The sequence below is a fragment of the Weissella confusa genome, from assembly GCF_004766315.1.
Taxonomy (GTDB): domain Bacteria; phylum Bacillota; class Bacilli; order Lactobacillales; family Lactobacillaceae; genus Weissella; species Weissella confusa_A.
Genome location: NZ_PVSN01000076.1, coordinates 1 through 21,175, shown reverse-complemented (window position 1 = coordinate 21,175; position 21,175 = coordinate 1). Strand labels below are relative to the sequence as shown.

Here is a 21,175-nt window from a genome sequence, read left to right as displayed (position 1 = left end):
GAAGTAAGACCCCTCAGAGATGATGAGGTAGATAGGCTAGAAGTGGAAGTGCGGCGACGCATGGAGCGGACTAGTACTAATGGTTCGAGGACTTAACCAAGTTGAAAACGTGGTGTAAGGCTCAAACGAAGTTTGATTTACAAATTATGATTCAGTTTTGAGAGGCCTAATAACTTCTCAGTTAAATAACGTGTAGTGATGATGGCACTGAGGCCACACCTGTTCCCATACCGAACACAGAAGTTAAGCTCAGTAGCGCCGAAAGTAGTTGGAGGATCGCTTCCTGCGAGGATAGGACGTCGCTATGCTTTTATTATTCCGAATTAGCTCAGTTGGTAGAGCACACGACTGTTAATCGTGTTGTCGTCGGTTCGAGCCCGACATTCGGAGTTATGCCGACTTAGCTCAGTTGGTAGAGCAACGGTATCGTAAACCGTAGGTCGAGGGTTCGAATCCCCCAGTCGGCACTCGTTATAAAGGCATCTTCGCTCGAAGGTGTTTTTTTATTTCGAGAATCCCCATTATTCATCATACAAAAGTATTGACAATATGTTGATTCTTACGTAGAATAATGACTTGTAAGTTAGAAATAACGCGTGTCGTGATGATGGCATTGAGGTCACACCTGTTCCCATACCGAACACAGAAGTTAAGCTCAATAGCGCCGAAAGTAGTTGGAGGATCGCTTCCTGCGAGGATAGGACGTCGCGATGCATTTATTATTCCGAATTAGCTCAGTTGGTAGAGCACACGACTGTTAATCGTGTTGTCGTCGGTTCGAGCCCGACATTCGGAGTTATGCCGACTTAGCTCAGTTGGTAGAGCAACGGTATCGTAAACCGTAGGTCGAGGGTTCGAATCCCCCAGTCGGCATAGTTAAAACCATCCTCGCTTGAGGATGGTTTTTTTGTACACTTAGACACAGTTGAAGGGGGAGTTGTCATGGATGAACAAGAACGCATTATCGAGTTGGAAACGGCGCTAAAGGCTGCAGAAGTTGAAGTAGACAAGTGGCGTACCGGCGCTGAAATTTACGAAGCACAAGTGGGCGATTTGCAAGGTGCCTTACAAGAAATGGCAGCTGAACTTGATCGACTAGCGCTTGAGAACCAACAACTGAAGCAACAAACATCAGAAACAGTTGTTATGACGCCACAGCCAATGGTTGCCGATCAAAATGCAGCAATCATTCAAGATGCCTTAATCAATAAGATTAAGCAACTACAAGCACAACTAAATGAACATTAAAAATGGGTACCAGAATATTTCTGGTACCCATTTTTGCTATGCCATTTGAATGTCACGCAATCCGACATTAGAATCAAGCGTCCCTGATGGACCTGACAAGCTATAACGAAGATACTTATCAACATCTAAACGCATGTCGCTGTCCATTTGTGCCTTCGTATATCCCTTAATGTAAACAGGACCCAAGTCGCTGTCGATGACCGTGTCAAAATCGTTAGTTAAATCCTTAGCCTCACACAAGACAACGTTAAAAGCGACGTCTAGTGTACACATCCCAGCATCTGAAAACGGCCCAACGCCGTCATCAAAATCCAAGACGATTTTGGTTGTTGGTGTTAGCTTAGCAGCAAGTTTAGCCTTGGCTGCATCTGAAATTGTTAAAAACATAGTTTCCACCTCCTGGCCCCATAGTACCATGATGAACGGTAACGTACAAAAGCGTTTGCACAAAAGCGTGAACAGTCCGCCAAGTCGTTGTACGGGTAATTTATTGTTGATAGAGTTAAAGTAAGTTATAGGACATAGGAGGGATTTAATTATGCATTTAATTTGGACTTTGATTGTGGGAGCTATTATTGGTGCAATTGCCGGAGCGATTACAAGTCGTGGCGCATCAATGGGGTGGATTGCTAACATTGTGGCTGGACTAGTTGGATCATGGCTAGGACAAATGATTCTAGGTGACTGGGGTCCATCACTAGCAGGTATGGCGTTGATACCATCAATTATTGGTGCCATTATCGTTGTGTTAGTGGTGTCATGGATTTTTGTAAAAGCGAATAAGAAATAAAGTAGACGGGAGTTGGCGAATTGCTGACTCCCGTTTCCTCTTTCATTGACTAATGAGTAGCATAATTTTAAGATTAATTGTCTGGTGTCGCGATGTTTCGCAAAAACGTCATAAATGAGTGCTAAAATGTAAGCATTCTTATGGAAATTGGGGACGACACAATGGAATTTGTGACACTTAATAATGGCGTTGAAATGCCAATGGTTGGATTCGGTACGGATGCAGCCAATGATGCACTATCATATGGTGAAGTGATGGATGCGGCTGTGCAAGCTGGGTACCGTTTGTTTGATACGGCAGCGATGTACGGCAACCAAAACGAACTTGGGGACTTTTTGGCAGGTTCTGGTTTGAACCGTGATGACTATTTCTTGACGAGTAAGGTTGCTCAAAAGGAACAAGGCTATGAGAACACGTTGCAAGCCTTCAAGAACACGACGGCTGCTTTGCAAACGGATCACTTGGATTTGTACTTGGTACACTGGCCAAAGTTTGATCCATTCTTTGAAACATGGCGTGCGCTTGAGCACCTATACAAGGAAGGCTACGTACGTGCCATCGGTGTTTCAAACTTTGAAGCCCACCACTTGGATCGTTTGTTGACGAAGGCAACGGTTATGCCAGCAGTTGATCAAATTGAAACGCACCCATACTTTAACCAACACGTCCTACACGACTACTTGGAAGAGTTGGGGATTCAACACCAAGCATGGAGCCCACTTGGCCGTGGTGCCGTTTTGCAAGATCCTGTTTTGGCAGGTATTGCTGAGCGTTACGGTGTCAGCATCGCACAAGTTATTTTGCGTTGGCAAATCCAACACAACGTTGCGGTGATTCCTAAGTCAGGTAACCCAGCGCGTATGGCTCAAAACTTAGCCTTGGACTTCCAATTGACGACGACTGATATGGCTCGTATTGATGCTTTGCAACGTGGTGAGCGTATCATGGGTGCACCAGACCAAAACTATACGGAAGATTTGTGGTAAAAAAACATGGTGAAGCAGGGACAATTTGCGGGCATTAGTTCAGCAAAGCGTTTGAAGAATTTTAAGCAACAAGCTAAGGCGACAGAAGCAAAAGCAATCACACCCGAGAAGGTGGGGGAGTTTTTACTTGTTCGTTATCACTTAACGCAAAATGCACGTTTGGCACCTTTGATGAAGGAAACGATGCAACGCGTATTGATGACCTTGCTTGATAATGCAACTGGCACAACATGGTCATTAGACAAAATGTTTGTGACGACGCTTGGCCAAATTGCGAATCAGGTACCTTGGCAATTCTATGCCTTGTTGGCAACGGAATGGCCACGTACACAAAAGTTCTTGAACAAAGAAGTTCCTGCTGTGCCGTTGAATGAGCGCATCATAGTTACTGATGATGTGACTGATGTACCTGAAAAGATTGCCCAGCAACTGGCCATTAATTGGTTTTTGATGATGTTTGCCACGATGCCTGAACGTTTGGCAGCTGTGACTGAACAACAGGTTGCTGACACAAAGCAATCATTCTTGCAGGATGGTGCCATTAATTGGGCCAATGTTGCAACAGTGTATTCAACAACGCCATTTATCATGCCTGATGATGTCGATGAGGCAACAAAGACTTGGTTGACTGACTTACAGGCACTAACAATTGAACAATTACATTAAAAAGTCGTCCAACGCATATGTGCGTTGGACGACTTTTTCTATTCACGTGTACCTTCGATGGCGGTACGGATGTGATCAACCACTTGCTGGGTCTTATCACCAAGTTGCACACCGACAAGGGTGAACAAACTATCCATAATCGTGATTTGAGCAATTAATGATGACATTGATTCGCTTCGGATATTGACTTCTTCAGCGGCACTGGCCAAAACTAGGTCAGCTGTTTTGGCCAATTCAGATTGCTTATAAGCAGTAATGGCAATAATTTTGACGCCGTTGTTCTTAAGTTGGCGTGCAATCGTTAGCGTGTCGTGATTACGACCTGAGTGTGATACCACGATGGCAACATCAGTAGCGCGCATGCGAACGGCTTGCATCAGTTGCACGTCGTAGTCAGGGTGTTGTTCGACATCCAAAGGCGTACGCAACAACTTGTGATAACCATTTAAGGCGACGATTGATGAACCACCAATACCGAATAGACCAACGCGACGAGCTTCGACTAACCACTTAGTAGCTGTTGCCCAATCGTCACTGTTAATCATTGATAGGGTACCTTCCAAGGCGTTAGTTGCACCACTGAATACCTTTTGAACAATTTCAGTTGTATCGTCTTCTTCGTCGATTTCACCAAAGAACGTGTCGTCCGATTGCGTGGCAACGGCTAAGCTGAGTGAAAACTCACGGAATGAACCGAAGCCGACACGCTTAACAAAACGGGAAATCGTAGCGGTTGAAAGTCCGACAGCATTCGCGAGCCCTTGAATTGTTAAGGAACGAATTTCTTCTGGGTTGGCTAGGATAAAGCCAGCGATTTTTTCATCTGATCCAGATAATTGATCACGCATTGAACGAATGCGCGCAAAACCTGATTGTGCCATGTCAAACTCCTTTTATTTTTAGAATCGGGAAACGTTGACATAACAACGTTCTGTCTATTTTCTATTGTACCGTATTTTGGATATGAAAATATTTTACAACAAAAGGGTTGCAAAGTGAAAAACTTTTGCATTATAATAATCATGTAGAAAAAAAGCACAAGAAAAAAAGAGGTAACTCAAATGAAGTTCGCTATGATCGGCCTTGGTAAGATGGGCTTGAACTTGGTAAAGAATGCTGCAGATAACGGTCACGAAGTTGTTGCTTTTGACTTGAACGCAGACTTTGTTAAGGAAGCTGACGCATACTCAGATTTGGTATCACCAGCTACTGATATGGATGACATGTTGGCACAATTGCCATCACCAAAGGTTGTTTGGGTCATGGTTCCAGCCGGTGTTCCTACGAACTCAACTATCGATACTTTGATCGAGAAGTTGGACGAAGGCGACATCATCATCGACGGTGGTAACTCAAACTACAAGGATAACTTGGAGCAAAACAAGCGCACGACTGCTGCTGGTATCAAGTTCTTCGATGCTGGTACTTCAGGCGGTATGTCAGGTGCACGTAACGGTGGAAACTTCATGATCGGTGGAGATGACGCTGAAGCTTGGAAGACTTTGGAGCCTTTGTTCAAGTCAATCGCCTTGGAAGACGGTTACCTATACACTGGTCGTTTGGGATCAGGCCACTACTTGAAGATGGTTCACAACGGAATCGAATACGGTATGATGCAAGCCATCGCCGAAGGTTTCGAAGTTTTGGAAGCATCACAATTCGACTACGACTACGAAGCCGTTGCTAAGTTGTGGAACCACGGTTCAGTTGTTCGTTCATGGTTGATGGAATTGGCCGAAGAGCAATTTGCTAAGGACCCTAAGTTGTCAGCTATCTCAGGTCGTATGCACTCATCTGGTGAAGGTAAGTGGACGATCGAAGAGTCATTGGACTTGGAAGTTCCAGCACCAGTTATCGCATTGTCATTGATGATGCGTTACCGTTCACTACAAGAAGACACGTTTACTGGTAAGGTTGTTTCAGCTTTGCGTAACGGCTTCGGTGGACACGCAATGGACGCTGCTAAGTAATAAAACGGCTTCCCCCGCTTAATTACTTTGTGAGACCCACAAAATAAAAAAATAAACCACAAGTTTAATCGCCGCTGTTGGTCGACCTTTGGCGCTGCGTCTGCCACCAGGGAGGACCCATGGCAGGAACTAATAGCCATTTTTGATGACTATATGCGTGGTTCCAATGCTTAAGTTGTGAGATTCTTGAGTGTTGTCATCTTGTGCTACATGAGATGAGATTGTGAGAGCGCACCCGACAGGAAACTGTCGGGTGCTTTTGTTTTAGTGTATAATTTTGGGTATTAACTTAGAGGATGTAGGCCGATGAAATATACAGTGATGATTGACATGGCTGCAATTGATATTGTGGCAACGTTGATCGATGAAAATAAAAATCAAAAGGTCATGCACTTCCCATATGAGGGGATGGCATTTCCAACTGACCCAGTGACTCCCGATAACATCGTGAACACCTTGGTTGATGCGCTAGCTGCAATGCGTGCTGATTTGCCAGGTGAGTATGATGAGATTGTTGAAGTCCGCTTTGCAACTGGCATTGCGAACGGCTGGATGGCATTGGATGAAAAATTCACCCCGCTAACTGACGTTGTGTCAGGTGGCGATAACCGCGCGGCGAAGTACGTTGATGCCTTGATGATTAACGGTATCGGTGGCCAATTGCAACGCAAGACGGGCTTGCCAATGACAGCAACAGAACCACTTGTGTTGACGTTGTGGATGAAGAACGAGAGTCCTGACGCTTACACCAACGCAGCGCACTTCATGGGTGTACTTGAATATGTGACATACCGTTTGTTCGGTTTGAACATTGTTGATGAAGCATTGGCTGCTCGTACTGGCTACTACAATGTCGCCCACAAGACGTGGGATGTGCAAGCGTTGGCCGTGACCGGTTTAGCGGCTGAACAATTGCCTGAAATTGTAGCCGATACTGAAATTAAGGCGCCACTTTTGCCTGAAGTGATGACCAAGACAGGCTTGAGTGCTGACACGATTTTCTACCTCCGTTAAGACGGAAGTAGCCGGTCGCGATATGCTATAATTGAAATGTTGCCGGGGATGCAGTTAGTCGAGGAGTGATGTCCTAGGACTGCCGTTTACGGAGGGTGCGATGCCCTGCTGTCCGGTAATGGTCGCATGTGGGAGGTGAAGGACCCACATGTGATCGGAGGAAAACGCATCGAGGCTTGGACACCTCGATGTATGGGGATTGTTAACGGGGTGGTGCCTGTTAACATGATACGGTGAAGGAGTTTAAGCGGTACGTGGTGGTCCGCTTAAACAGAAAGAGACCTTCACTCATTTAGTGAGAGAGGTCTCTTTTTTTGTGCCTCAATAGTTTTCTATATCATAAATATACGAAATGAAACCAAACCCTTTCTAAAAAATAAGAAAGCGCTAACAATGTTGATATAACAGGTTTTTAAGAAACTATTTAGTGAAAATTTGTTCAAATCGTTAACCCAGCAAAAGCGTAAATATATTGTTAAACTTGCACTATAAATGTAGATTGTCACAAAACTGTAACAATCGCTCACTTTAGGAAAGTTAAATGGGTATTTACTATGGGTGAAACAAAAACAAGAAAGAAGATGTATAAAAGCGGTAAGTTCTGGGTGGCTGCGGGACTAACTGCGCTTTCAGTGGGGGTGGTTTCCTCATCGCCTAAGATGTTAACGCGTCTAGGAGAAGAGATGACCAGAGCTTCGGCAGCACAAACAACGTCGACGGTAACAATTGACACCGTGACGGATGCGGACAGTGCCGCAGGTTCAAATCGTTATGTTGAGTGGACAGCCACGGAGACTAATAAGCACACAGAATTAGCTGGTAAGGGTACGTATGACAACCGAGCATGGGCAGCCGAGAATAGTTCGTATACGGATCCAACAGGTCAAACCTATGCTAAGTTGACTGCCAATGGTCAAAACACAATTGGTTACTACTATGTTAATCGTCAATTTGATGCCAGTCAGAAATTTACAATTGATGGCTACCTCCACCCTAATTTAGGTGGTTCAGATGGAAATTTGCCGTCGAATGGAAACTGGTCTGACTGGGTTGGTCTGGTTTTGACGCCGACTGATCCTGCCAAGATGGCGTCAGACTATAACATGAACAATGGTGGTGGTGGACTTGGAATCCAAGGCTTTAGCAATGCCTATGCCTTGGGACTGGATTTTTATAAGAATACTAACGACCCGGCTTCTGGTCCGTTTGGAGCTTTGCGTGCCACGGATAGCTCGGGTAATTTGACGACTGTGCCAACTGCCATGTATACGAATGGTCAAAACTTGACGACTTGGAATACAACAGTTAAATATCAAATGACTTGGTGGCCAACTGGCGGACCAGGTGGTGGGCCGTACATTACGGCATCTTTGAAGGATACTAGTGGCCACTCTTGGACAATTAACACTAATCAATCTAATATCACATTGGTTGCGCCAAAAGCCTTCTCAGCCGGTGTTAATGCCGCCAATGGATCGAAGGCGAATGATAACTTTGCTTCGATTAATAACTTATCTGGTACGTTTGCCACTAGTACAACAGTCAAGTATGTGGACGCGAGCGGTAATACAATCAAGCCATCGACGAGCTTCATTGCCGCTGTTAACGACACGATTGGTATCACGAACCTGTCAACTAAGGCCAAAGCTGGTACAGCGGATATGGCCTTTGCTGCACCGACGATTCGTGGTTACAAGGTATCATCAGCTAACGATGTCACGGTTTCACAAACAACTGCTAACAACGTCATTACAATCAAGTACACGGCTTTGCCATACCAAGAGTCAATCATTCAAACAGACACGCCAGCTTTGTGGAGTGGGTCAAATGTGATTACGTCATACTGGAGTGTTGATCAAGACAATCCATTGGGAAGTAGCGCTACAGTTGCGCAAAGTATTGTGGATGCTTCATTGATTCGTTCAGGTTATAGCTACTACATCACTGATCCAAACGGTAGCAACTATTCAACGATGTCATCTGCGTATGCAGCCGGCACAAACGTATGGGACAGTACGTCAAATTCTGCCGGTGTGCAATCTGACGGGACACCACAAACGTGGACGGTTAAGTATGTGCCGGATTATCAAGGCGCTTATTTGTACACGCGTGATTATTCATACGCGAATGGTTCATATGTAGCTGGTACATCAGCATACAAGGACGCCGCTGGTGGCCGAACTGGTAATGCGATTAACTTTGCAACTAAGGACAGTAACTTGCCTAAGTCAGGTTACACATACACCGTTACTGGTCCAGACAACGTGACATATTCAACTTTGGATTCAGCTGTTGTAGCTAATTCTTTCGACAATACGGATAACAAGGTGAATGGCGTTCAATCTTCATCAGATGCGTCATACCAATACTTCACGGTTAATTACACACCAGCTACGCAAACGACGAGCTTGGTGGTTGATTCAAATTCACCAGTAAAGGCTGGCTCAGTTTTGGCATCATCATTGGGTGCTACGAGCGCCACGTTGTCATTGCCCTACACCGACGCTAATTTGACGACGGCTGGTTACTCATATGTGGTAAAGGGACCAAACGGGTCAACGTATGCCACGTTGTCATCAGCCGTGGCTGCCAACGCAATCTACGACGCAACTAACAATACGGGAACAACTGATTCATCAGCCCAAGTATTCACGGTTAGTTATGTCGGCGCTTACCAAGCAGCGGCAGTTAAGTATGATCCAAATGGCCCAATTTCAGCTGGTTCAACACTTACGTCAGCAAGTGGCACAACGGGTGGCACGATTAGCTTCGCAACCAACGATACAAGTTTGGTGAAGGCGGGCTACACGTACACGGTTAAGTACACCGGTACGGATGCGCCAGACTCAACGGCGTACACAACGTTGTCATCAGCTGTGGCAGCGCACCCACGTTATGACAGCACATCAAATTCAGGTAATTCAGATACATCATCACAAGCCTTTGTGGTGACGTATAAGACAAATCAATATGCCTCATTGTTTACGGATTCAGCCGACAATTCAGGTAACTCAGTTTTGAGCTACTCAGCTGTTAACGAAACGACTAACGGGCCTGCTAGCTCAGCTATTTCATTCAAAACGACTGACTCACAGTTGGCCAAGAGCGGGTACTCGTATGTTGTTAATGTATTGAATTCAGCTGGTAGTATTATTAATTCATATACGACTTTGACATCAGCCGTGGCGGCTAACAAGTATGACAACACGTCAAATGCAGCCAATGCAACGACTGATGCGCAGGTGCAACGTTTCAAGGTTGTCTATGCACCGATGACGGCGAAGGTCACGTATAACTACGTTGATCAATCCGGTAAGGTGATTAGCACGGCTCGATCAACCAGTGGTTATGTCGGCTCAAAGATTCCAGATGGTTCAATGACGATTGCTGGTTATACATTGGTAGGACCAGATAATAATTCAGATGCTGATGGTTTGTTCGATGCTGACTTGGATTCGGTCATCACATACGTTTATAAGCCACAATATCAAGCAGCTAATTTGGTGGTCGACAGTGCGTCACCAATTTCAGCTAATTCAGCAGTTGAATCTGCTTCGGGTGTGACGAGTGGATCATTGGCCTTTAGTACGGCTGACTCACAACTTGCGAAGTCTGGATACACATACGTGGTTTACGGTCCGAAGGGTGATTCATACGCAACGTTGACGGCAGCAGTGAAGGCTAATAGCTTGTATGACAACACTGAAAACGGTTCGGCATCAGCTGACTCTTCAGCACAAACTTTCCGTGTGTCATATACAGCCGATGCCCAATCAGCTTATATTCGTGTCCAACAGAATTCGCCAGTTAAGGCGGGGTCTTCAGTTGCGAATATTACAGGTGTGACTAGCCAAGCGATGTCATTTGGGGTCACGGATGCTGATTTGGCTACGTCTGGTTACACATACACGGTTGGATACGGTTATGACGTGAACAACACGGTTTGGTATTCAACGCTGTCACAAGCTTTGGCAGCCAACAGCACGTTCGATAACACGGATAACACAGGTACAACCGATGCGGCGGCCCAACGTTTCGTTGTCTTGTATGCACCAATGAGTCAGGCGGCGTCAGTTGTGGTGGATGCAAATTCACCAATTAGTGCGGGTTCAACGGCCTCGTCAGCTAATGGTTCAACGGGATCGGCCATCTCATTTACGGCTGATTCGTCATATGCAACATTAGACTCACAACTTGCTAAGAGTGGGTACACGTACACTGTTAAGTACGGTAGCGATTCAACGGCCTACACAACATTGTCATCAGCTTTGTCAGCGCACTCATACTACAACGCGAACAACACGGCATCAGGCACATCTGATGCTAACCCTGATATGTTCACGGTTAGTTATAAGGCGGCTAGTCAATCGGCCGTGGTCAATGTGGCTGGTACGTCACCAATTAAGGCTAATTCAAAGGTCGATTCAGCTACTGGCGTGACGTCAGGGGCGTTGAGTTTTGCAACTTCTGATGCAAGTTTGGCGGTTGCTGGATACACGTACACGGTCACGGGACCTGATGGTAAGACGTACACAACGTTGTCATCAGCCGTTGCTGCAAACTCAATCTTTGATAACACGACAAACACAGGTAGCACCGATTCAGCTATCCAAAGCTTTACCGTGTCATATAAGGCGGCTTACCAATCAGCTGCATTGGTTGTGGATGCCGATTCACCAATCAGCGCCAATTCATCATTGGCTTCAGCAGCTGGTGTGACGAAGGGTGCCGTTTCATTCGCCAAGACGGATAGTCAACTAGCGGTGCCAGGATACACGTATGTGGTTTATGCGGCTAATGGTTCAAGTTATGCAACATTGACGGCCGCAATGGCTGCCAATGGGACGTTTGATGATACCGATAACGGTACGGCAACGTCTGATGGATCAGCGCAAGTATTCCGCGTGTCATATAAGGCGGATTCACAACAAGCTAAGGTTACAGTTGGTTTGGAATCACCAATCAGCGCTGGATCAGTGATTGATTCAGCAGCTGGTCCGACGAGTGGCGCGATTGCGTTTGGCACAGTGACGGATGGTTACTTGTACACGCAGGGATACCACTACACAGTTAGCGGCCCGGATGGCACGTCATACAGCACGCTATCTCAAGCGATTGCTGCAAACAGCGCTTATGACAACACGGATAACACCGGATCGACTGACAGTAAGCCACAAACGTTTACGGTTAACTACACGGCTGACATGCAACGCGCATCATTGGGTGTGACATCAGATTCACCAGTCAGCGCTGGTAGTTGGTTGGCTTCAATTTCAGGTGGTACGGCGACGCAAATGCCATTCTCGATTGCTGATGCGTCATTGGCGGTTTCTGGATACACATACCGTGTTATGGGACCAAATGGCGAGTGGTATGCAACGTTGGCTGCAGCACAATCAGCAAATACAACGTTCGACAACACAAGTAATGCGGATGACTCAGATACTGAGACGCAAAACTTCATGATTAGTTATGCGCCAATGAGCCAAGCAGCAACGATTGTCGGGGCTGCTAACTCACCAATTCAAAAGGGAAAGACAATTGAAAGCGCATCTGGTTTGACTGGTAGTGCAATTGCCTTCTCAAACACCGATGCAACGCTGTCTCGTAGTGGTTATCGCTATGTGGTCTACATGGGTTCTGACAGTGCGACGACGTACAGCACTTTGTCAGCAGCTATGGCAGCAAACACGGTTTATGACAACACGAATAACACAGGTTCTTCTGATGCAGCACCACAAGTCTTTACGGTGTCACGCTTGACTCTGCTGCTGGTGTGACGAGTGGTCAGGTATCGTTTGCGACGAACGATTCAGCATTGGATATCGATGGTTACCGTTACATTGTGAAGGCGCCAAATGGCAACACGTATAACACGTTGGCATCAGCTTTGACTGGAAACACCGGTTTGTATGACAACACGAACAACGCCACAGATTCCGATGCAGCACCACAAACTTATACGGTTGAGTATTCAGCTATTACGCAAACGGCTGAAGTTGTCGTTGGCGAAACTGGCGATGAGTATTCGGGCCGAGTCCTTGAAGAAGTGACCGGTGATACCGGGGCAGCGCTTGGATTGAAGACGACCGATGAGTCGTTGCATGGCATGGAAATGACGCATGGTTACACGTATAACGTGACGGTGCAAAACGCCGATGGTACTTGGGTGACAGATGAAACTGGTTCACCAAAGGTCTATGCGACATTGGATGAAGCGGTTGCGGACAACAATAGCTTTGATGCGGTTGATACGGGAATTAAGCGTTTCGTCATTAACCCAACGCCTTCATACCAAGAGAGTCAATTAGTCGTAAGTAGCGATTCACCAATTTCAGCCGGATCAGCGGTTGAAACGACTAGCGGTGTAACCAAAGCACCAATCTCATATGCGACAACCGATGCTGATTTGGCTGTTGATGGTTATCAATACAATGTGTCGACTGTACGACGTGATGGTACAACACAAGCGTATGCAAACTTGTCTGCAGCGGTTGCAGCTGAGGCGGCTTATGATAATACCAGCAACGGGGATGCCCAATCAGATTCATCAGCACAATCATTTATTGTGAGTTACAAGGCTGATTATCAATCAGCCAACATTAGCTTTGACGGGGCGCCAATGTCGTCAATTGCAGCAGCCGGTGTGACGAGCGGTGTTTACACATCAACGTATACGGCACCGGAAGGATACTACTTCGAAGCGACTGGTCAGCCATCTGGCGCCAGTGTTGCGGCGGATGGCCGTACGGCAACGTTCACGTTTACGTATGACAACACGAATAACACCAGCGCTTCAGATAGTGCTGCGCAAGACTTTACGTTGCAATTGGCACCAGCTAGTCAATCTGGTCAAATTAGCTTTGTCTACTCAGGCGCAATTGGCTCACCAACGACACCTGATCCAATTGCGGTTGCTGGTGTAACTGGCGATACCCGTGAAGGTACGATTAAGGCACCTTCTGGTTACTATATTGTCGCAATCGCTGGTGACACGTATAGCGTGACATATGCCAACGACCAACACGATACAGTGACGTACGCGTTGATTATGGACGATACTGACAACGGTAATGAAACGACTGATAAGAAGCCACAAAATTTGATTATCACATTGGCACCAACGAACCAAACGGCAACGGTTACCCAACATATGCCAGATGGCACAACGACGGTAACTGATACGCAAAACGGTAAGACGGCTGAGTCATACGGTTACACGTACACGGCACCGGCAGGTTACTACGTTGCTAGTGGCGCGGCGTCGACAGCTTCAGGTATTACGGCTGACATTGCGATGGATGGTAAGGCAGTTTCATTGGATGTAAACTTTGATGATTCAACGAACACGGGAACTGATGGTACTGATACGGCGCCACAGAACACGGATATTACGTTGACGCAATCAAAGCAACAAGCCCAATTTGAAATTAACGTGCCGGATGGGGCGACGTCAGTAAGTGCCAAGAGCGAAGCGGTTGATGGTTTGACTGGGGATGCGATTAATGCCCCAACCGGTTACACGGATGCTGATTTGGCAACGCCAGGATACACGTACACGGTAACTGGTCCTGATGGCTCAAAGTACGACACGATGGCTGAAGCGTTGGCTGCAACGTCAAACTTCGATAACACTAACAATGGTTCTGGTGAGGATTCTGACGTACAAAAGTTTGTGATTACGTATGTTACTGATGACCAAACGGCCACGATTACGCAACAATATGCGGATGGCGCAACCAATACGCCAGCCTTCCCACAAGCTGATGAAACGTTGAATGGTAAGACTGATCAACAAACGTCAGGTACAATCACAGCACCGGCGGGTTACGAAATTTCGAATATTACGGCAGCTGATGGCATGACGTGGTCATTGTCAGATGACAAGCAGACCGCAACTTACACGGTTGTTTATGATGCAACGGCAGATACCGACAAGTCTTCACAGGCAACGGTTATCACATACACGCCATTGCCACAAACGGTTGACGTTAAGTTATTTGATGAAGTTGGTCGTCCGTTGACATCAGACACGGGTGTAACCGGCCACACGTTGAATGGTGTGACAAACGAAACGGTTAATTACCAAGATGCTGATTTGGTGAAGGATGAACAAATCGCCGGATACAGTAAGGTAGTTGATAATACGGCTGATAACGTCAACTTTGATGACGACACGGCAGTGGATAAAAAGGTTCGTTATGTTTACCGAGATGTGCAGGCACCAACGGTTACAACAACCAAGACCGCATTGACGACTTCAAAGGCCGGCATGCCAGCTGATGAAGCAACCTTCTTGGCTGATGTTGGCTTCAGCACGACAGATAACCAACAACACGGTGACAGCACGATTAAGACGGACTATGAAACGATTGCTGCTTTGGTAGCTGGGGATGGTCAGTCACGTGATATGACGATTACGGTTACTGATGCGACTGGTAACAAGACGACCAAGACGGTGACGTTGAGTCTCATTGATACGGCACCGGTTTCACAAGAGCAAGCGGTTAAGGATGCCCAAAAGGCTTTGGATGACTTGGCCAAGGATCCTAACACGACGGCTGACCAACAAACGGCAGCCGAAGAGGCTTTGCAAGATGCAATCGACCAAGCAATGAGTGATCGTGAAGATGCCGAAACGGCTGGTGATGATGCGTTGAATTCACCTGATACCACAGCAGTAGCGACCGATGATGCGGTTGCGGATGCTATGGCAAAGTTGGACAAGGCGATGACTGATGCTGACAACGATCAAGGTACGACGCAGGCCATTAAGGACGCAACGGATGCACTTGAAAATGCGGTTGCTCGTGCAGAAGCCAAGGCTGTTGATGCGGCACCGATTTCACAGGAGCCAGGCGTAGAAGATGCACAGTCAGCATTGAACGATGTTTTGGATGATCCAAATGCCACAACGGAAGCCATAGACCAAGCTAAGCAAGCATTGCAAGATGCAGTTTCGGACGCAAAGTCAGAACGTGATAAGGCGAACGACGATGCGAATACAACTGCTAGTCAGGTAACTGATTCAAAGGATGACGCCGTTAAGCAAGCAGTTGCTGATTTGGAAGCTGCCCAAAAGGATGCTGCTAACAATGTTGGTACAACGCAAGCCATTGAAGATGCACGCCAAGCGGTGATTGATGCCGTTAAGGATGCAGGTGAGACGGCACTTGCACAAGATGCAACACCAGTTCAAAACGAAGCGTCTGTTATCGATAAGAAGCAAGCGCTTGAAGATGTGTTGAATAATCCGGACAGTACGCCAGACCAGATTGTGAAGGCGACAAACGATTACAATGACGCTGTTGAACAAGCGAAGGCTGATCGTGATGCCGCAAATGATGCTGCGAACGATGAAATCGCCACGGCCGGCAATTCACACCAAGCCAATGACCAATCAGTTATCGACGCAACGAAGAATTTGCAAGATTTGATTGAGAAGGCTAAGACGGGTGACGCTAGTGCGCTAACGGATGATATTGAGAAGGCAACGCAAGCCTTGAAGGATGCTGTGGCAGCTGCCGGTGGCGCACAAGAAGCCGCCCGTGCTGATGCAGCAAAGGCGTTGAACGAAACATCACCAGTTAGTTACGAACCAGGTGTCCAAAGTAAGATTGATGACTTGCAAAAGTTGTTGGACGACCCAGCTTCAACGGCTGATCAAATTAATGATGCAACCGAGGCATTGCGTTCAGCGACTGAGACAGCGATTAATCAACGTAACGCCGATGATGACGATGCCAAGGCAGCCATTAATGCTGCCAATGGTTCTAACCAAGCGGACGAACCGGCTGTTCAGGCAGCTGAAAAGGCATTGCAAGATTTGGTTGATCAAGCCAAGACTGATACGTCGGATGCGTTGACGGCTGATATTCAACAAGCCATCAAGAACTTGCAAGATGCAGTTTCACAAGCTGCTGATAATCAAGCTGATGCACGTCAAGCTGCGGAGGCTGCTTTGCAAGCCACGTCACCTGTTTCAAATGAAGCAGCGACGGCGGATGCTATTTCAAAGTTGCAAGATGTATTGAATGATACGAATTCAACGGCGGAAGAGATTAAGCAAGCTACGGATGCGTTGACTGAGGCAACGGCGAGCGATAAGGCGAGTCGTGACGAGACGAACCGTCAAGCAGATGATGCGGTAACAGCGGCGAAGACGTCTGATCAAGCCACTGAGCCAGAAGTAATTGCAGCCATCAAGAAGTTGCAAGACACGCAGGCCGCTGCAGCAGCTGATTCGTCAACCGATTTGACGGCTGATATCCAAAAGGCCATTGATGATTTGGCAACTGCTCAAGAAACGGCCAAGCAAAACCAAACGGCCGCCCGCGATGCAGCCGCCGATGCTATCGAGGCCACTAAGCCGGTGTCAAATGAAGCAACGGTTCTTAAGTCCCATGATGCTTTGCAGAAGTTGTTGGACAACCCGGCATCATCAACGGCTGATATCGAGAAGGCAACGAAGGCGTTAACGGAAGCTAACCAAGCTGAACAAGCCAAGCGTGATGCGATTAACGATGAGGCGGACAAGTACGAAGACAAGGTTGAAGCCTCAAGCACGCAAAACGAACCAACTGTTCAAGCGGCTTTGGATGCGTTGAACGAGATTCAAGAAGAAGCGGCCACAGATACGCCAGATGCATTGACGGCCGATATCGCGGCAGCTTTGGATGCTTTGCAAACGGCTGTGGTACAAGCGGCTAAGGAACAAGCTGAGGCGCGTGATAACGCGGCGGACGCCTTGGCTAGAACAGCGCCGGTTTCAAATGAAAAGGCGGTGGCTGATGCCATCTCTGCTTTGAACAAGGTATTGGATGATCCGGCAGCAACGACGGAAGACATCAAGAATGCCACGCAGAACTTGATGAATGCGACGAGCGATGACAAGGTTACGCGTACGACAGCTAATACCAACGCACAAAACGCGATTACGGATGCATCAAACACACCTCAAGCTGATGAACCAGCTGTGCAAGATGCGATTGCGAAGTTGCAAGATGTGATGAAGCAAGCTGCTAACGATGACAGTGATGCATTGACGGCTGCCATCGATGCCGCGCGTAACGCTTTGAAGCAGGCGGTAGCAGATGCAAAGGCTGCCCAAGAGCAAGCACGCAAGGACGCTGCGGTGGCGATTGCTTCGGCTAACCCGGTTTCACACGAATTGGGTACGGCACAAGCGATTAGTTCAATCGAAGCTATCCTGACAGATCCAAATTCAACGACGGCTGAAATTCAAGAAGCCACTAAGAATTTGAATGCTGCAATTGGTGCGGATAAGACTGATCGTGATGCTGCTAATACGGCTGGTACACAAGCGATTGCCGACGCGCAAGGGTCAGATCAATCAGCTGAGCCTTCTGTCCAAGCAGCCATCAATAATTTGAAGGATGTGATGGCGACAGCAGCTACTGACACGGATTCTGCTTTGACTAAGGATATTGAAGCAGCCATCGATGCGTTGCAAACGGCGCAAACAACGGCGGCTAATAACCAACAAGCTGCCCGTGATGATGCACAAGATGCCTTGTCAAAGACGGCACCGGTTTCACACGAGCCAGCCGTAGCGGATGCGATTAGCAGCTTGCAGAAGTTGTTGGATGATCCAACGTCGACAACGAAGTCAATTGCTGATGCGACACAAGCACTTCGCGATGCAGTTGCGACTGCGCAACCTTTGCGTGACGCGACCAACGAAGCAGCGGATGCAGCGGCAGCGGCTGTACCAACTGATTTGGCTAAGGAGCCAACTGTGCAGGCAGCCTTGGATGCTTTGGATGAGATTCAAAAGCAAGCCGCGGCTGACCAGGATGGTAACTTGACCAAGGATATTGAAGCAGCCACGAAGGCGTTGCAAGATGCAATTGCGACAGCTAACACTAGTCGTGAGGCTGCCCGAGATGCGGCTAACGAGTTGATGGGTAAGACAGCACCGGTTTCACACGAAGCCAAGGTTGCGACGGCCAAGGATGCCTTGCAAAAGTTGCTGGATGATCCAACGTCAACAACAGCGGACATCGAAAATGCAACGGCGGCCTTGCGTGATGCTTTGCAACCAGTTGGTGCTGCGCGTACGCAAGCCAACGAGACAGCAAAGTCATTGATTGATATTGTGAAGCCGTCAGCAGCTGGCCAAGTACCAGCAGTCCAAGAAGCTTTGAAGAAGTTGCAAGATATCATGAACCGAGCAGCTGGCGATAACGCTGATGCATTGACGGCCGATATCGAAGCGGCCACAAAGGCTTTGGAGACTGCCGTAGCAACGGCTAACAACGCCATTGAAGCAGCTCGTAATGCAGCCAATGATTTGCTTGGAAAGACAGCACCGGTATCACACGAAGCTGAAGTCGCAAATGCGATTACTGCTTTGAAGAAGGTATTGGACGATCCAAATGCATCAGCTGAGCAAATTACAGCAGCGACAAAGGCTTTGCAGACAGCACTTGATGACGCAAAGGCAAAGCGAACGGATGCAAACCAATCGGCCGATAAGGCGATTACATCTGCAAAGAAGTCGTCTGTCGCTGGTGATCCAGCTGTACAAAAGGCTTTGGATCGTTTGCAAGCTATCTTGGAAGCGGCAGCTAAGGACAGTTCAAGCAACTTGGCGGCTGATATTGAGGCTGCAATTAAGGCCTTGCAAGCAGCAGTTGCTGAAGCTGAGGCGCGCAATGTGGTTGTGCCACCGGTTCAACACCCAACGAACCAGTCAGCACCAACGCCGGCCCCAGCCGTTGAAACGGTTACTGAGACGAAGACGGAAACAGTTACAGAAGTACAAACGCAGGCGGTACCAGTACCAACTGTCGAAACGGTATACGTGACTCAGCCAGCAGCGGTTCGTGCGCAAACGCCAACGGTTTACTCATTGGCTTATGCAACTGAACCAGCGCGTATTGGTACGTTACCAAACACGGGTTATAAGGATGATTGGCGTTTGATGGCTTTGGGAATCTTCTTGTTCTCATCAACCCTTTTGTTGCTCGCAGCAAAGCGTCGTAAGAAGGATGAAGAAGACTAAAACGATCGAACACACGACATTTGAATAACACGATGAAGGGGACAAACTCAGTAGCACGGGTTTGTCCCCTTTTTATGGTATCTTTTACTAAAGAGTTAAATGGGAGAGGTACGACACAATGGCTAAGAAAAAGAAAAACACAGCTGGAAAATGGGTGAAGCGACTTACGGCTATTTTCATGTTGTTCTTAATGTTGTTTGGTGTCTTTTGGGCAGCGCGCAGTGCGTTTGTGCAAAATGAGCCAACATCAGCTAAGAAATCAGCAAGTAAGTCAGCAACGAGCAAGTCAAATCACGTGGTTGAGATTGATATCACCAATGGTGACGTCTATATTTTGCCAGGAACGCAAACGGTCGCTAAGAACGCTGAGACCGTTAAGGCTATCGTCAAGCAAGACGATGGCAGCTATATCATCACAAAGTCGGATGATACGAAATTGAAGGTGCTTGATAACCAGGTTCGTCAAATAATCCGCGCAAATGATTAAGCTGCTTTGGTACAATGTAATTAACGAAAAATAAGCGCGGGAGTGTAATGATTATGAAGATTGCAGTAATTGGGGCAACCGGAATGGCCGGTCAAGCAGTTTTTGAAGAAGCAACAAAGCGCGGACATGCTGTCACAGCGATTGTCCGTGATGCTGATAAGGCACGCGAAAAGCTAGGGGCAGATGCGACGATTTTGGTAGGTGATTTGTTCGAGATGCACGCTGACGTGTTCGAGGAATTCGATGTGGTGGTTAATGCGTTTGCCAACCACAAGGATGCCTACTTGAACTTGGATGCGTTGACGCATTTGCTACACGAGTTCCGTCGTTTGCAAACGCGCATCATTTTCATCCTAGGTGCCGCATCGCTTGTCCAAGCAAACGGCACACGTTTGTTTGACTTCTTGAAGGAATTGCCTGGTAACGAAGCTTGGATCGACGAGCCTCGTTATGGTGTTCTTGAACTAGAAATTTTGCGTGCAACACCAGATGTCTTCTGGACGGCTGTTTCACCACAACAAAACTTCGTGCCAGGTCCAGCTACGGCTCACCGTACGGCTAAGGATGACTTGTTGTTGGCTGAAGACGGCAAGTCACACGTGACGGCAGGTAACATGGCGGTTGGTATTTTGGATGAAATCGAAACACCAAAGCACGTCCGTGAGCGCTTCACGGTTTCAGATTTTTAAGATAGATTTTTACTTAAAGATCCACAGCAATGTGGGTCTTTTTTTATACTTGAATTTACAATTCAAGTGCAACACTAAGCTAAATAAAAACTGACTCATAATGAACCAGCGTAAAATGTAGTTTGTCTAGAACATACAGAACGCGAGGAAACATTATGAGTCATTATCATCAGCTTACCGCATTTGATCGCGGACGTATAGAAGTTTTACTCAGAGAAGGGTTGTCAATGCGTAGCATTGCAAAAGAAATTGGTAGAAGCGCTTCGACAATCTCTCGTGAGATTGCCCGCTGTGTTGG

13 protein-coding genes, 4 tRNA genes and 3 rRNA genes are annotated in these 21,175 nt (G+C 47.2%); 18 read left to right on the top strand and 2 right to left on the bottom strand.

What is annotated here, in order from left to right:
- The 8 genes from C6P11_RS10260 to C6P11_RS10225 form a co-directional block, all read left to right on the top strand.
- Nucleotides 1–100: ribosomal RNA gene (locus C6P11_RS10260) — 23S ribosomal RNA — on the top strand; the annotation flags it as partial.
- 91 nt (nt 101–191) lie between these two features.
- Nucleotides 192–308, top strand: a 5S ribosomal RNA gene (gene rrf, locus C6P11_RS10255).
- 9 nt (nt 309–317) lie between these two features.
- Nucleotides 318–390, top strand: a tRNA-Asn gene (locus C6P11_RS10250).
- A gap of 4 nt (nt 391–394) precedes the next feature.
- Nucleotides 395–467, top strand: a tRNA-Thr gene (locus tag C6P11_RS10245).
- 130 nt (nt 468–597) lie between these two features.
- Nucleotides 598–714: ribosomal RNA gene (gene rrf, locus C6P11_RS10240) — 5S ribosomal RNA — on the top strand.
- 9 nt (nt 715–723) lie between these two features.
- A tRNA-Asn gene (locus tag C6P11_RS10235) sits at nt 724–796 on the top strand.
- A gap of 4 nt (nt 797–800) precedes the next feature.
- A tRNA-Thr gene (locus C6P11_RS10230) sits at nt 801–873 on the top strand.
- 69 nt (nt 874–942) lie between these two features.
- Nucleotides 943–1,248: a hypothetical protein gene (locus tag C6P11_RS10225; RefSeq protein ID WP_135520858.1), complete on the top strand. Its 306-nt coding sequence runs from the start codon at nt 943–945 to the stop codon at nt 1,246–1,248.
- Between the two features lie 36 nt (nt 1,249–1,284).
- On the opposite strand, the gene C6P11_RS10220 is transcribed toward C6P11_RS10225, so the two are convergent.
- A complete protein-coding gene (locus tag C6P11_RS10220) occupies nt 1,285–1,635 on the bottom strand; it encodes an iron-sulfur cluster biosynthesis family protein (RefSeq protein ID WP_003608484.1) in 351 nt (116 codons plus the stop codon).
- A gap of 151 nt (nt 1,636–1,786) precedes the next feature.
- Here C6P11_RS10220 and C6P11_RS10215 point away from each other — a divergent pair, with 151 nt between their 5' ends.
- The 3 genes from C6P11_RS10215 to C6P11_RS10205 all read left to right on the top strand — a co-directional run bounded on the left by C6P11_RS10215 (nt 1,787) and on the right by C6P11_RS10205 (nt 3,690).
- A complete protein-coding gene (locus C6P11_RS10215) occupies nt 1,787–2,038 on the top strand; it encodes a GlsB/YeaQ/YmgE family stress response membrane protein (RefSeq protein ID WP_003608482.1) in 252 nt (83 codons plus the stop codon).
- Between the two features lie 161 nt (nt 2,039–2,199).
- Nucleotides 2,200–3,024: an aldo/keto reductase gene (locus C6P11_RS10210; RefSeq protein ID WP_135520856.1), complete on the top strand. Its 825-nt coding sequence runs from the start codon at nt 2,200–2,202 to the stop codon at nt 3,022–3,024.
- A gap of 6 nt (nt 3,025–3,030) precedes the next feature.
- A complete protein-coding gene (locus tag C6P11_RS10205) occupies nt 3,031–3,690 on the top strand; it encodes a hypothetical protein (protein WP_135520854.1) in 660 nt (219 codons plus the stop codon).
- Nucleotides 3,691–3,728: 38 nt separating this feature from the next.
- On the opposite strand, the gene C6P11_RS10200 is transcribed toward C6P11_RS10205, so the two are convergent.
- Entirely contained in the window at nt 3,729–4,571 is an 843-nt protein-coding gene (locus C6P11_RS10200; RefSeq protein ID WP_135520853.1) for a MurR/RpiR family transcriptional regulator, read from the bottom strand.
- Between the two features lie 180 nt (nt 4,572–4,751).
- Here C6P11_RS10200 and gnd point away from each other — a divergent pair, with 180 nt between their 5' ends.
- From gnd to C6P11_RS10170, 7 genes are all read left to right on the top strand, one after another.
- Nucleotides 4,752–5,660 (top strand): phosphogluconate dehydrogenase (NAD(+)-dependent, decarboxylating), encoded by a 909-nt coding sequence (gene gnd, locus C6P11_RS10195; protein ID WP_135520851.1) that lies wholly within the window; start codon nt 4,752–4,754, stop codon nt 5,658–5,660.
- Nucleotides 5,661–5,966: 306 nt separating this feature from the next.
- A complete protein-coding gene (locus C6P11_RS10190; protein ID WP_135520849.1) occupies nt 5,967–6,674 on the top strand; it encodes an FGGY family carbohydrate kinase in 708 nt (235 codons plus the stop codon).
- Between the two features lie 554 nt (nt 6,675–7,228).
- The gene (locus C6P11_RS11345) at nt 7,229–12,454 is read left to right on the top strand and encodes a lectin-like domain-containing protein (protein WP_245299869.1); all 5,226 of its coding nucleotides are present in this window, start codon (nt 7,229–7,231) and stop codon (nt 12,452–12,454) included.
- Complete coding sequence (locus C6P11_RS11340; protein ID WP_245299868.1) at nt 12,451–19,701, top strand: LPXTG cell wall anchor domain-containing protein; 7,251 nt, start codon at nt 12,451–12,453, stop codon at nt 19,699–19,701. The genes C6P11_RS11345 and C6P11_RS11340 overlap by 4 nt, the downstream gene beginning before the upstream one ends.
- Nucleotides 19,702–19,819: 118 nt before the next feature.
- Nucleotides 19,820–20,188, top strand: coding sequence for a hypothetical protein (locus tag C6P11_RS10180; RefSeq protein ID WP_135520847.1), 369 nt, complete (start codon nt 19,820–19,822; stop codon nt 20,186–20,188).
- A 53-nt stretch (nt 20,189–20,241) separates the two neighbouring features.
- Nucleotides 20,242–20,877: an NAD(P)H-binding protein gene (locus tag C6P11_RS10175; RefSeq protein WP_135520845.1), complete on the top strand. Its 636-nt coding sequence runs from the start codon at nt 20,242–20,244 to the stop codon at nt 20,875–20,877.
- Between the two features lie 155 nt (nt 20,878–21,032).
- The coding region (locus C6P11_RS10170; protein ID WP_135518151.1) for a helix-turn-helix domain-containing protein at nt 21,033–21,175 on the top strand (143 nt) is incomplete at its 3' end.